The sequence below is a fragment of the Flavonifractor sp. DFI.6.63 genome (assembly GCF_024462255.1).
Classification (GTDB): domain Bacteria; phylum Bacillota; class Clostridia; order Oscillospirales; family Oscillospiraceae; genus Lawsonibacter_A; species Lawsonibacter_A hominis.
The window spans coordinates 1-12,527 of record NZ_JANGBE010000053.1 but is presented as its reverse complement, the minus strand read 5'-3'; the positions used below and the strand labels follow the sequence as shown (position 1 = coordinate 12,527).

The window sequence follows — 12,527 nt, the reverse complement described above, 5'->3', positions numbered from 1 at the left end:
CATGGCCGACTGGAACGCTTACTATGCATCCCATACCGCCTCCCCGGAGGAGGCGGTGGGGCTGATCCGCTCCGGCGACCGGGTGGTGGTGGGCCACGCCTGCGGCGAGCCCTCCTGCCTGCTGGACGCTCTGGTGCAAAACGCGGCGGCCTATGAAAATGTGGAGATCGTCCACATGGTGGCCATGGGCAAGGCGGAGTACTGCAGGCCGGAGTATGCCGGCGCCTTCCGCCACAACGCCCTCTTCGTGGGCGGCGCCACCCGGGACGCGGTCTTTGAGGGCCGGGGGGACTTCACCCCCTGTTTCTTCTGGGAGGTGCCCGGCTTCTTCCGGGACCCGGACGTGCTGCCGGTGGACGTGGCCCTGATCCAGGTGACCCCGCCGGACGAAAACGGAAACTGTTCCCTGGGCGTGTCGGTGGACTACACGTACCAGGCCGTACAGCAGGCCAGGACCGTCATCGCCCAGGTCAACGACCAGATGCCCTTTACCCTGGGCCTGCATTCCACCGTCCCGGTGGAACAGATCACCTGCTTCGTGCCCCGCAGCACGCCGGTCATCGAGCTCTCTCCCCCCAGCATCGGCCCGGTGGAGGAGGCCATCGGCCGCAACTGCGCTGCCCTCATCCGGGACGGCGACACCCTTCAGCTGGGCATCGGCGCCATCCCGGACGCGGTGCTCCGGTTCCTGGGCGATAAAAACGATCTGGGCATCCACTCCGAGATGTTCTCCGACGGCGTGGTCGAGCTTGTGGAGCGGGGCGTCATCAACAACCGCCGCAAGACCCTCCAGCCCGGCAAGAGCGTGGCGGCCTTCCTCATGGGCACCCGGAGGCTCTACGACTACGCGCACCGCAACCCCGCCGTGATGATGGCCCCGGTGGACTACGTCAACGATCCCCGCGTCATCTGCCAAAACGACAACATGGTCTCCATCAACTCCTGCGTCCAGGTGGACCTGATGGGCCAGGCGGCCTCCGAGACGGTGGGCTACAAGCAGATCTCCGGCACCGGCGGCCAGGTGGACTTCATCCGCGGCGCGGCCATGTCCAGGGGCGGCCGCGCCATCCTGGCCTTCCCCTCCACGGTGAAGGGCAGAACCTCCAAGATCGTCCCCCTCCTGGACGAGGGCGCCGCCGTCACCACCAGCCGGGACGACGTGGACTATATCGTCACCGAGTACGGCGCCGCCCACCTCAAGGGCAGGACCCTCCGCGACCGCGCCCGCGCCCTCATCCAAATCGCCCACCCCGATTTCCGTCCCGACCTGATCCGCCATTTCACCCGCAGGTTCCACTGCGACTGGTAGAAGCGGCTGCGGGAAAGGCGCCCGCCAGCCGTCCCACCGCCGGCTCCCTCCTGGAGCCGGCGTCCCAACAAAAAGGAGGAATGCCGGATGACACGCCGGGATCGAACCCAGCCCGGTTCCCTGGCTGAGCATGCCGTGACCGGCGTGCGGTACTGCGGCGGCTGTAATCCGCGCTACGACCGGACGGCACTGGTCGGCCGGCTGGCGGAGCGCTGCCCCAACGTCCGTTTTGTGCGGGCCGAGGCCGGCAGGGAGTACGACGCGCTGCTGGTCGTGGGCGGCTGCTGCGCCTGCTGTGCCGATATCAGCGGCCTGGCCGGCCGCCGGGTGGTCCGCCTGCGCCGGGCAGAGGACCTGGAAGAAGCGGCGGAAATCCTCGCGGCCTTATAGAATACACGCCGAAGGGGGCCCCATTTGGGGCCCCCTTCGGCGTGCTGAGACCGTATCGTCATCGTCCGCTTCGCAGAGTTCACCCCCAGGGGGTGTGCCGCGTCCGTAAGGCGGCGCAGCCGCCGCCGTCTCCGCGCCGCCCTGCGGGGTTGCGCTCCAAAACCCTCCGGAGGGCCTTCCCGCGCTTGCACGCGCCCCTTGACGCGCCTGCACCCCGGGCGCGGACAGACGGCGGAACAAAATCAAAGACGGTCCATTTCAGGACGCATCGGGCGGCCTTTTCGCAGGAAGCCGAACCCTGCCCATCGTCCACCCGTCTGCCGAAACAAGTCCTTGGGCCTGTTTCGGCAGACCCAAAGAAGGCTCCTTTCCGGTTCAACGCTATTTGCCCAGCGCGCAGTTTTTTTCAGTGGACTGGACCACCGCCCGGGCCACGGCGCCGCGGAAGCCGTGCTGCTCCAGGGCGGCTACGCCCATAATGGTGGAGCCGCCGGGGGAACAGACCGCATCCTTCAGCGCGCCGGGGTGTTTCCCGGTCTCCAGCACCATCGCCGCACTGCCCAGCACCGCCTTGGCGGCCAGGCGCATGGCCAGCGCGCGGGGCACGCCGGTCTGCACCGCGCCGTCGGCCAGAGCCTCGATAAACAGGTAGACATAAGCGGGCGTGCAGCCGCTGACGCCGCCGGTAATATCCATGGCGCTCTCGGGAATGCGCTCAAAGTCGCCCGCGGCGGCGAACATGCGCTGGAATTCGGCAAAGCGTTCCTCGCTGACCTCGCCGGGGTCCTGGGCGCTGCTGGCGAGCAGGAGCATGCCCTGTCCCACCAGGACGGGCGTGTTGGGCATGACCCGGATTACGGGCACATCCACCTCCAGGCAGGCCTTGATGGCCGCCACGGGGATCCCGGCGGCGATGGAGACCAGCACCCGGGGCTTGCCTGCCCGGACGCAGGCCGCCAGCGTGGGGGAGAGGCCCCGCACCACGTCCCGCATGACGTTGGGCTTGACGCCAAGGACGATGTACTCGGCGTGCGATGCCACATCCTCGTTGTGCTCCGCCGCAGCGCAGCCCACCTGAGCGGCCAGCGCCCGGGCCTTTTCCGGCGTGCGGTTGGCAACGACGATCCGGCGGGGGTCCATGGACTTGCCGGCGGCCACGGCCAGCGCGCCGCCCATATTGCCCGTACCGATAAATCCAAGCTTATATTCCATCAAACGTCCTTCTTTCTGCGCGGCCGCTTACCGTCCGCCGGCCAGTTCTTTGCGGATCAGGTTGGCAAGCAGGGCCTGGCCCTCGGGAGAACGAAGCGTATCCAGCACGATGGAGCGCAGCAGCTGCTGGGTCTGCTTGCTGGCCAGCAGGGCGTCCAGCATCCCGCCGCCGGGCTGGGACGGCTGGGCCTGCGGCGGCGCGGGACGGGGGGCGGGCGCAGGCCGTGCCGGTTCGTCCTGATCCCAGGCGGCATCCATCCAGGTTTCCTGCCGGGTGCGGTCGTTGCTCTCGCCCCGGAGATAGAACAGCGAGACCCCAAAGTAGCCCGCGAGCTTCTCCTGCTGCTCCCGGGACGGGGTCTGGCGGCCGGTCTCAAACTTTTCAACGGCGCCTTTCGGCAGCCCGAGCTCCGCCGCCAGGGCCGGGCGGCTCAAGCCCCGTTCCGTACGCAGCGCTTCAATCCTCTGGGCCAATGTGACCATGATGACGACCTCCTGATCGGGTTGGTAATTTAACATTATAGCACAGAAAAAGCCTGATCACAACAGGGTTTCAACCTTGCGAAAAAAGTTGCAGGAGAGAAGGCGTTTTCTTGCAGATAGCCCTTGACGGGCCCGGCCCGGCGCAGTAAAATGAAACAGATTTTTTGTGAGAAGAAGGCGGGGACAATGGCGTCCCGGGGCAATGGCGTCCCATGCTGCATGGGAGGAAACACAATGGCAAAGTATATCTTTATCACCGGGGGCGTGGTCTCCGGCCTGGGCAAGGGCATCACGGCGGCGTCCCTGGGGCGGCTGCTGAAGGCCAGGGGACTGAAGGTGGCCCTCCAGAAGTTCGACCCCTATCTCAACGTAGACCCCGGCACCATGAGCCCCTACCAGCACGGCGAGGTTTTCGTCACCGACGACGGAGCGGAGACCGACCTGGACCTGGGCCACTATGAACGCTTCACCGACGAGAATCTGACGGTGCATTCCTCCGTGACCTCCGGAAAGGTCTACTGGTCGGTACTGAACCGGGAGCGGGAGGGCGCCTACCTGGGCGGCACCATCCAGGTCATCCCCCATATCACCAATGAGATCAAGGAACGCATCTACCGGGTGGGACGCAACGAGGGGGTGGACGTGGTGCTCACCGAGATCGGCGGCACGGTGGGCGATATCGAATCCCAGCCGTTTCTGGAGGCCATCCGTCAGGTGGCGGCCGAGGTGGGGCGCCAGAACGTGATGTACGTTCACGTCTCCCTCATCGTGGCCATCCCCGGCTCCGGAGAGCTTAAGAGCAAGCCCACTCAGCATTCGGCGAAGGAGCTGCTGGCCCTGGGGATCCAGCCCGATGTGATCATGGCCCGCTCCGAGTATCCGGTGCCCCGGGACATCATCCAGAAGATCTCCCTCTTCTGTAATATCCCCCCCGAGAACGTGATCCCCAACCTGACCGCGCCCATCCTGTACGAGGTGCCTCTCATGCTGGAGGAGGAGGGACTGGCCGACGTGGTGTGCCGGCGGCTGGGGCTGAACTGCCCCGCGCCCGATCTGGAGGGCTGGCGGACCATGGTGGAGCGGGCCAAAAACGCCACGCAGCAGCTGGAGATCGCCCTGGTGGGCAAGTATACCGCCCTGCACGACGCCTATCTGTCGGTGGCCGAGGCACTGACCCACGGAGGGATCGAAAACGATGTGAAAGTGTCCGTCCGCTGGGTGGACTCCGGGGGCGTCACCGACGAAAATGCCGCCCAGGTGCTGGCCGGATGTGACGGGGTGCTGGTTCCCGGCGGCTTTGGCGACCGGGGGGTGGAGGGTATGATCTCCGCCGTACGATACGCCAGGGAGCATCAGGTGCCCTATTTCGGCATCTGCCTGGGGATGCAGATGGCGGTAGTGGAGTTTGCACGCAACGTGGCGGGCCTGGCGGGGGCCCATTCCAGTGAACTGGCCGACACGCCCCACCCGGTCATCGACCTGATGCCCGACCAGCGGGACGTGACCGCCAAGGGCGGTACGATGCGCCTGGGGGCCTACCCCTGCCGCTTCACGCCGGAGGCGGTCAGGGCCCCGGCGGCCTACGGCGCCCAGGAGATCAGCGAGCGGCACCGGCACCGCTATGAGTTCAACAACGACTACCGTACGGTGCTTACCAGCAAAGGCTTGACGCTGGCAGGCCTGTCGCCCGACGGGCATCTGGTAGAGGTGGTGGAGCTGCCGGAGCACCCCTGGTTTGTGGGCGTGCAGTTCCACCCGGAGTTCAAATCCCGTCCCAATAAGGCTCACCCCCTGTTCCGGGAATTCATCCGTGCAGCCAAGCGGTACAGGGAAGCGTCCCTATGAAAACCAGCGTGACCCGGCCCCCATTCGGGGCCGGGTCACGCTGGTTCAGACGGTCCAAAAGTGGCTTTGCCGCTTGTTCGATAAGCTGAAACAGCGGGAAAGGCAGCCTTGTGCTTCTCAGAAATTATAGTCGATGATCCGCCCGTCCAGATCGTCATAGTCGGACTGGGGGATGCTCCACAGATCCTCTTCGTCCCGGACTACTTGGACCACCTTGCTCTCGGCTTCCAGATAGCCGGATTCCGGCAGCTTTTCCAGCGTCAGGCCGATGATCATCCGGGCCCAGGCGGCGTCGTAGGCCTGATATTCCTCGTCCGTCATGGCGTTTACGTCCACATCTGAATAGGCGGCGTCAAACGCCTGCACCAGGGAGGAGGCGGGCGTGTCGGAGGTGAGCTCGTCGGCGACCAGATGAAATACGTCAATGGGCTCCACCGTGACCTTCACGCCATAAGTGGCGTCGTCGATCTTGGCGGCGGGGTCCACCGTGAACCTGGACCGGGCATACACCTGCCGGTACAGATCCACGGCCTCGTCCAGGACGTCGCCTTCCATAAAGTCGATCCCGAACACGCCGGCAAAGTAATTGGCCTCGACCTCCAGGCCGTCCAAATAGTCCTCCTCGGCCTCCTTTTCCGAACAGTCGATCAGTTCCAGAAAGTCCGCGTCATACTGGCCGAGATAATTGCGGTCCAGGATGCCCTGGACGTATTGCGTGGCGACCTCGGTGTTGACGCCGCTGCCGCCGCAGGCCGCCAGGGACAGGGCCAGGGCGGCCGCCAGGGCCGCGGCACAGGCGCGCGTGCAGATGTGCCTCATGGGGTCACGTTCCCTTTCTTTGCTCTTTTCTGTGTCTGAGCCGCCCCGGAGCGGCGGCTCAGGCGCACACGTCAATGATGACCTGCGTGAAGATCTTGCAGGCGGTGAGCAGATCCTGAATGCAGGTGTGCTCGTCGGCACCGTGCATGTTGCCGTTGAAGCCGGGCATGCCGCAGCCGAAGGCCACGCCGCCGGGGATATCATGGACGTAGGTGCCGCCGCCGATGGCCAGGCACTCGCCCGTGCGCCCGGTATACGCCTCATAACAGCGCAGCAGCGTCTGCACGAAGGGAGAATCGGCGTCGGTATGGTGCGGGGCGTCCATGCCGCCCTCCACGGTGAAGCCGAATTTGGCAAAGGCGGCCTCCGCGGCCAACTTGCAGTTCTCTTCCGTGGCGCACAGGGGGAAGCGGCTGTCAAAACGGCCGGAGAGGCCGTGCTTGTTGACCTCCAGCAGGGAGAAGGCCAGCGTCAACGCGCCGGAGACGGCGTCGGACTGGGCGATGCCCAGAGCGCGGCCCGCGCAGTCCCCGTGGGGGAAGAGCGCGTTCAGGGCATGGAGCGCGGCGGTGCTGCTCACCTTGGCCAGCGGCAGGGCGCACAGCAGATGCAGCAGCGCGGTGATGGCGTTGTTGCCCTCCTCCGGCAGGGAGGCGTGGGCGCCTTTGCCGTGGCAGAGGATGCGCAGGTCATCCCCCGCTTCGCTCAGCTCATAGACCGCTCCCGTCTCGGCGGCGGAGCGGTCGCAATAGGGACGGGCGGCCGCGGCGGAGAGGCCGGTGACCACACATTCCGCCTCGGGCGGCAGCACGTTGATGCGAAAGCCCCCCTGCAGCGCCGTGACCCTGGGGGTGGCGGTTTCCGGAGCCCAGGTCTTGGTAAAGGCGGGCTTATAGCTGCCCTTCTCAATGTTGATCACGGGGAATTCCGCATCGGGGGAGAAGGTATAGGGGGCGTAGGGCTCCCGGGCATAATAATAGGCGATGTCCCCGGAGCCGCTCTCCTCATCCGTGCCCAGGATCATGCGTACGTTGTAGTTCAGCTCGACCCCCAGCTCCCGCACGGCCTGCATGGCCATGAGGGCGCATACCACAGGGCCTTTGTCGTCGTCGGCGCCCCGGCCGTAGAGCATGCCGTCGACCAGCTTGGGCGTATAAGGCTCCGTCACGGTCCAGCCGGTGCCCTCGCCCACCACGTCCAGATGGCCCAGGATGTGCAGGCGGGTCTCTTTTTCGTTCAGGTCGGCGGTGCCCACATAATTTTCGTGGTTTTGGGCGGAAAGGCCCAGCTCCCCGCAGAGTGCGAGCGCTTCCGCCAGCGCGGCGGCGGGGCCGGGGCCGAAGGGCATGCCCGGCTGTGCGTCCTCCCGTACGCTGCGGATGCGCACCAGGCGGGAGATGGCCTGAACCAATTGCTCCTGACGCTTGGGGTCGTCAAAATAGGCTTCGATCTGCGCGCGGTCCATCAGGGTTCCTCCTTTTTTGATTCGTTCCGTCCCCCGGCGCTCCCGGAAAGCTCGCCCAGGTATTTGTACACCGTGTACCGGGATACCTGGAGCCGCTTGGCCGCAAAGGGCACCGATTTGCGGAAGGAAAACGCGTTTTTCTGATCCAGAAGAGCGATGATCTTCATCCGGTCCCGTTTGTTCAGGGCGTTCACCGGCTTGCCCACCGCCGCCAGGCACTCCTCAAACACCTGGTCCAGCTGCCCTTCGCCGCCGTGCCACATGGCGCTTTGCAGGTCGGCCTCGGCGCTCATCAGGTCCACCAGGATGCGGTTGGCGTAAACCAGGGAGGAGTAATCGAAATTGATGCCCAGGGCCAGATTGTAATCCGCCCCGATCAAATGGAAGGTGCTACTCTTAATCTGCTGTCCGGACGGGGTTGTGGCATACAGATTGACAAAGTCGGTGACCAGAGCGTCCTGATCCAGCTCCCGTGCGGTCCCCAGAATATCCAGTGTGGAGCCGACCGTCCGGCCGGAGACATGTCCATTGTAGATGGACAGAATGGGATGGCGCGGATCTCCCATGTCGTGGACCAGCGTCTCGCAGGTGGAGCCGAACATCTCTGCAATGCCCCGGGCCGTGCGGTCCAGAAATTCAAAGGCCTCGTCCCGATCCATCCGCTCCACGTCCTTTCTCAATACAGGGTCCTCCGTCCACTGAGGTTACCCTCTATTTTACGCGAATAAGGCCCAAAAAGCAAGGCGATTTGCGTGGGCGCTTCAAACATGTTATACTGGCCCCAGCAGCCAAAAATCGTACAGTTTGGAGGGACGTTTATGGCCTCACTCAGCGCGGGAGAACGCCGCCGGGCGGTGCACGAGATCCTGCGGGCGGCGGACGGACCCGTCAGCGCCGCCGCGCTGGCGCGCCGCTTTTCCGTCAGCCGTCAGATCATTGTGGGAGACGTGGCCCTGCTGCGGGCTGGCGGAGCGGATATCTCCGCCACGCCGCGGGGGTATCTGGCCGGGCGGGGCGAGGCGGGGGTCACAGGCAGCGTGGCCTGCGTCCACACGCCGGAGCAGATGGGGGCGGAGCTTACCGCCATCGTGGACGCCGGGGGCGAGGTGGTGGACGTGATCGTGGAGCACCCGGTCTACGGACAGCTTACCGGCGTGCTGCGCCTGCGCTCCCGGTACGACGTGGCGGAATTTCTGCGCCGGGTGGCGGAACACGAGGCAAAGCCGTTGTCCGGGCTGACCGGCGGGATCCACCTGCACACCATCCGCTGTCCGGACGGCGATACTTACCAAAGGGTAATCAAAGCCTTGGAAAATCAGGGGTTTTTGCTCAAGATGCGGTAATTTAACAAGTTAAAGTAAGCGGTGTATAGCAAATTTGCCGAAAAAGTATTGCTAAATTGTGAATGATGGTGTATCATATACGTGAATCCTTGGGTTGGGGAGGCTTTTAGGATTCGCAATTTTTAAGGGAGGGCTATGAATGAACTCAGCTCGCATGAGAAAATTTGGCAAGCTACTGATCGTTCTGTTCGCGCTCGCATCTGTACTTATGACCGTCGCCTTTGCAGAAGGGGACGGAGAAGCGGTCAGCCGCTTCTATGGCACCATCTGGTCCCTGCTGCCGCCTGTGGTGGCAATCGCTCTGGCTCTGATCACCAAGGAAGTCTATTCGTCCCTGTTCATCGGCATCATCGTGGGCTTCCTGCTTCAGGCCGACTTTAATCCCATCAACGCGTTCAATCTGTTCATCACGGAGCTGGGCGGCAATATCGGCGGCAACGCCGGTATCCTGATCTTCCTGGTCATTCTGGGCACCATGGTGGCCCTGATGATCCGGGCCGGCGGCTCCAAGGCTTACGGCGACTGGGCCGTCGCTCACATCAAGACCAAGTCCGGCGCCCTGTGGGCCACGTTTATCCTGGCCATCGTGCTGGGCGTGGACGACTACTTCAACAACCTCACCACCGGCAACGTCATGCGTCCCGTGACCGACGGCCACAAGATCTCCCGCGCCAAGCTGTCCTATATGTGCGACGCCACCGCCGCGCCCGTTTGTATCATGATGCCCGTTTCCTCCTGGGCTGCCGCCGTTACCGGCGTCATCAACAACGAGGAGCTGGGCTTCCAGATCTTCCTGCGGGCCATCCCCTATAACTACTACGCGATTCTCACCATGGTCTTCATCATCATCATGACCGCTCTGAATGTGGACTACGGTCCCATGAAGACCCACGAGGATAACGCCGCCAAGGGCGATTTGTACACCACGCCTGAGCGTCCCTTCGCCGGAGCGGAGGAGATGAAGTTCAACCCCAACGGCAAGGTGATCGACCTGATCATTCCCGTGATCATCCTGATCATCGGCTGCGTGGGCGGCCTGATCTACGCTGGCTATCTGAACGGCGGTACTACTCTGCTGGATATGTTCGCCAACACTGACGCGTTCTTCGGCCTGCCCTTCGGCTCCGGTATCGCGCTGATCGTCAACTTCATCTACTTCATGGTCCGGCGTTCCATGAAGTTCACGGAACTGATGGACTGCCTGCCGGAGGGCTTTAAGCAGATGGTCCCGGCCATTCTGATCCTGTGCTTTGCCTGGACCATCGGCGGCGTGACCCGCTACGGCCTGGGTGCTCCTGAGTTCGTGGCCGGCATTGTGGAGAATATTGGTCCTGGTCTGCACAATATGCTGCCTGCCATCGTCTTCCTGATTGCCTGCGGCCTGGGCTTTGCCACCGGCACCTCCTGGGGTACCTTCGGCATCCTGCTGCCCATCGTGCTGGAGATCTTCACCCCCGGCGGCTTCGACAACCTGACGGTCGATGCGCTGAACAATGTGCCCATCCTGATGGTCGGCATCGGCGCCACCTTGGGCGGCGCGGTCTGCGGCGACCACTGCTCGCCCATCTCTGATACGACCATTATGGCGTCCTCCGGCGCACAGTGCTATCACATCAACCACGTGAATACACAGCTGCCCTACGCTATGACTGTGGCCGGTATCTCCTTCGTCAACTATGTCATCACCGGTCTCATCATTGACTATGTGCCTCAGATCGTATGCCTCGTGATCGCTATCGCCACCACCGTGGGTACCATGCTGGTGATTGGCAAGGTAAATCACTCCATGCGGGTACACTCTGTCCGCTGAGCAGGCGCGAAGCGGTGTCTCTGAGAGAACACCATAGGTAATTGCTTACCGGGAGGTCTCATTGATTTGAGACCTCCCGGTTTTTGCCTGTCCGCCGCAGGGGCCGGGAACTGGCATGGAGTTTGTATCAAACAGGAGCATCAAAAAATGTAGGTTAGTCAAACATATTGGACAGTGGACTCTGCGGGAGAAAGCCGGTGAAGGGGCCCCATGGGGAAGTTGTTGGAGCGGCGGTTGTGGATGGCGAGCTGGTTTTTAAAGTCGTCCAAGGAAAAAAAGTGTGAGAAGCATAGAACCGTTTCTGGTCCTCCCGGTGTCTACGTTCCACTTTACCGTTGTGGCGGGGTGTATAAGGACGGATGAGTTTGTGCCGGATGCCTGGTTTAGCGGCGGCAGCTTCAAACAGGGTGGGAAGGTCCCACTTGCTGTTGGGAAAGCGGTTGGTGAACTCAAAACCGTTATCCGTTTGGACGCACTCCACCCGGATGCCTCGGCAGGCATACCACTTCCGCAACTTTTTCAGGAAATCGGCGGAGGAGTAAGTCGTTTGCTCGGGGTAGGAAGCCGGGAAGCGCAGGCGGGTGAACTCGCCAATAGCCGTATATTGGAACAGGCGAAGCTCCTGGTCTGCAATACGCCTGCGGGGCACTACTTTCACATCCACCTGGACCCGCTGGCCGGGATAGGTCATCTGCTCGTAAGGCTTGGGTTTGTATGCGTTTTTCTTCTCGGCCTGCGGGAACAGTCCCAGCTTGCGCATGACCCGGAACAAGCTCTCCGGGCGGCGGGTATAGCCCCGCTGCCGCAGGCGGTGCCACAGTTCCACCATACCTAACTTGGGGTTTCTGCGGCGCATATCCCGGATCAGCTTCAGATCCGCCTCTGTGTGCTGATTGGGATGGCTGTGCGGGCGTCTGGACGGGCAGGCCAGGGACTGCACCGTCCCGTCCCAGCGGGTCTTCCAGAAGTAGATGTATGACCGGCTCTTGTTGTACTTCCGGCTGGCGCGGCTGACCCCGTAGTTCTCCGCGTATTTCATCAGGGATTGCCGATACGCCATGTCTTGTGTTATACGCTTGCTCATGAAGGATATGACCCCCTCTCATCAAGTTGTTGTGTGGTAACTCAACTTTATCCGATGAGGCCATTTCCTTCATCCTTTTTTATTCATCTGTCCAATATGTATTGTACTCTTACATGTATCAAACAGGAGCATCAAAAAAGTTCTTGACAAAGAGGGGTAGATATGATATTCTATTCAAGCACTAAAAAGCAAGTGAGACTAGGGCCCTCCATGCCGGAGTGGCGGAATTGGCAGACGCCCGGGACTTAAAATCCCGTGGGAGAGATCCCGTGCCGGTTCGACCCCGGTCTCCGGCACCATATCGCGGGGTAGAGCAGTTTGGTAGCTCGTCGGGCTCATAACCCGGAGGTCGAAGGTTCAAATCCTTCCCCCGCAACCAGAAGATATCCCTGGAGCCGCAACGGTTCCAGGGATTTTCTTTTGTTGTCTGCTTAAAGCATGATTTGGCGCATATCTGGCGCGCAAGCCACAGAAACACTCTCGTGATTTGAAAAGAAGGACGGCGGCCCACGCTGGGGCTACCGCCCTTCTCCACTATCCGCCGCCCTTCCTTTGGCTTGGCCGGAGCATCACGTCCGCCAGGCACTTACTGGTCTGTTTGTCAATAGCGGTGGAAATGCATTCGACCACGATACTTGTGATGCCGTAAGAGAAACGTACCGTTACCTCTGGTGTACCATTTCAGAATGAATAATGAAAACTAGGTGAACATTCCGGATAAAAAACGAGGTCCGGCGGGTTGCCCTGCCGGACCTGCATAAAGCGGC

General features: G+C 62.5%; 10 protein-coding genes, 2 tRNA genes and 1 pseudogene. 7 read left to right on the top strand and 6 right to left on the bottom strand.

Translation table 11 applies throughout. The annotated features are described in order from the left end of the window. Position 1: 1 nt before the first annotated feature. On the top strand, positions 2–1,309 hold the full coding sequence (locus tag NE547_RS17360) for an acetyl-CoA hydrolase/transferase family protein (RefSeq protein ID WP_256176561.1): 1,308 nt from the start codon (positions 2–4) through the stop codon (positions 1,307–1,309). Between the two features lie 87 nt (positions 1,310–1,396). Beyond that, entirely contained in the window at positions 1,397–1,699 is a 303-nt protein-coding gene (locus tag NE547_RS17355; protein WP_256176560.1) for a hypothetical protein, read from the top strand. Between the two features lie 381 nt (positions 1,700–2,080). Here NE547_RS17355 and proC read toward each other — a convergent pair. Both proC and NE547_RS17345 read right to left on the bottom strand, forming a co-directional pair. After that, positions 2,081–2,923: pseudogene (gene proC / locus NE547_RS17350) on the bottom strand (pyrroline-5-carboxylate reductase); the annotation flags it as partial. A 15-nt stretch (positions 2,924–2,938) separates the two neighbouring features. Beyond that, positions 2,939–3,394 carry a helix-turn-helix domain-containing protein gene (locus tag NE547_RS17345; protein ID WP_186906955.1) on the bottom strand — a complete coding sequence of 152 codons (456 nt, stop codon included), beginning with the start codon at positions 3,392–3,394 and terminating at the stop codon, positions 2,939–2,941. A 234-nt stretch (positions 3,395–3,628) separates the two neighbouring features. On the opposite strand from NE547_RS17345, the gene NE547_RS17340 reads away from it, so the two are divergent. Further along, a complete protein-coding gene (locus NE547_RS17340) occupies positions 3,629–5,239 on the top strand; it encodes a CTP synthase (RefSeq protein WP_256176559.1) in 1,611 nt (536 codons plus the stop codon). A gap of 117 nt (positions 5,240–5,356) precedes the next feature. Here NE547_RS17340 and NE547_RS17335 read toward each other — a convergent pair whose 3' ends face one another. Genes NE547_RS17335 through NE547_RS17325 form a run of 3 tightly spaced genes read right to left on the bottom strand, consistent with a single transcriptional unit; the run spans position 5,357 to position 8,203 of the window. Further along, positions 5,357–6,058 (bottom strand): hypothetical protein, encoded by a 702-nt coding sequence (locus NE547_RS17335; RefSeq protein ID WP_186906953.1) that lies wholly within the window; start codon positions 6,056–6,058, stop codon positions 5,357–5,359. A 58-nt stretch (positions 6,059–6,116) separates the two neighbouring features. Beyond that, complete coding sequence (locus NE547_RS17330) at positions 6,117–7,523, bottom strand: Sapep family Mn(2+)-dependent dipeptidase (protein WP_256176558.1); 1,407 nt, start codon at positions 7,521–7,523, stop codon at positions 6,117–6,119. Then, complete coding sequence (locus tag NE547_RS17325) at positions 7,523–8,203, bottom strand: transcriptional regulator (RefSeq protein ID WP_243204689.1); 681 nt, start codon at positions 8,201–8,203, stop codon at positions 7,523–7,525. Before NE547_RS17325 ends, NE547_RS17330 begins: the two co-directional genes overlap by 1 nt. 138 nt (positions 8,204–8,341) lie before the next feature. Between NE547_RS17325 and NE547_RS17320 the strand changes: the two genes are divergently transcribed. Both NE547_RS17320 and NE547_RS17315 read left to right on the top strand, forming a co-directional pair. Further along, on the top strand, positions 8,342–8,866 hold the full coding sequence (locus NE547_RS17320) for a transcription repressor NadR (protein WP_186906951.1): 525 nt from the start codon (positions 8,342–8,344) through the stop codon (positions 8,864–8,866). A 139-nt stretch (positions 8,867–9,005) separates the two neighbouring features. Then, positions 9,006–10,676 carry a Na+/H+ antiporter NhaC family protein gene (locus tag NE547_RS17315; protein ID WP_256176557.1) on the top strand — a complete coding sequence of 557 codons (1,671 nt, stop codon included), beginning with the start codon at positions 9,006–9,008 and terminating at the stop codon, positions 10,674–10,676. A gap of 154 nt (positions 10,677–10,830) precedes the next feature. On the opposite strand, the gene NE547_RS17310 is transcribed toward NE547_RS17315, so the two are convergent. Next, a complete protein-coding gene (locus NE547_RS17310; protein ID WP_243204688.1) occupies positions 10,831–11,760 on the bottom strand; it encodes a DDE-type integrase/transposase/recombinase in 930 nt (309 codons plus the stop codon). A 212-nt stretch (positions 11,761–11,972) separates the two neighbouring features. Between NE547_RS17310 and NE547_RS17305 the strand changes: the two genes are divergently transcribed. Further along, a tRNA-Leu gene (locus NE547_RS17305) sits at positions 11,973–12,059 on the top strand. Positions 12,060–12,062: 3 nt separating this feature from the next. Beyond that, positions 12,063–12,139: transfer RNA gene (locus NE547_RS17300), tRNA-Met, on the top strand. Positions 12,140–12,527: the final 388 nt, after the last annotated feature.

What these genes read in the sequence shown, in the direction of transcription:
- NE547_RS17360 (WP_256176561.1), top strand. Translation starts at nt 2, where the DNA reads ATGGCCGACTGGAACGCTTACTATGCATCCCATACCGCCTCCCCGGAG.
- NE547_RS17355 (WP_256176560.1), top strand. Translation starts at nt 1,397, where the DNA reads ATGACACGCCGGGATCGAACCCAGCCCGGTTCCCTGGCTGAGCATGCC.
- NE547_RS17345 (WP_186906955.1), bottom strand. Translation starts at nt 3,394, where the DNA reads ATGGTCACATTGGCCCAGAGGATTGAAGCGCTGCGTACGGAACGGGGC.
- NE547_RS17340 (WP_256176559.1), top strand. Translation starts at nt 3,629, where the DNA reads ATGGCAAAGTATATCTTTATCACCGGGGGCGTGGTCTCCGGCCTGGGC.
- NE547_RS17335 (WP_186906953.1), bottom strand. Translation starts at nt 6,058, where the DNA reads ATGAGGCACATCTGCACGCGCGCCTGTGCCGCGGCCCTGGCGGCCGCC.
- NE547_RS17330 (WP_256176558.1), bottom strand. Translation starts at nt 7,523, where the DNA reads ATGGACCGCGCGCAGATCGAAGCCTATTTTGACGACCCCAAGCGTCAG.
- NE547_RS17320 (WP_186906951.1), top strand. Translation starts at nt 8,342, where the DNA reads ATGGCCTCACTCAGCGCGGGAGAACGCCGCCGGGCGGTGCACGAGATC.
- NE547_RS17315 (WP_256176557.1), top strand. Translation starts at nt 9,006, where the DNA reads ATGAACTCAGCTCGCATGAGAAAATTTGGCAAGCTACTGATCGTTCTG.
- NE547_RS17310 (WP_243204688.1), bottom strand. Translation starts at nt 11,760, where the DNA reads ATGAGCAAGCGTATAACACAAGACATGGCGTATCGGCAATCCCTGATG.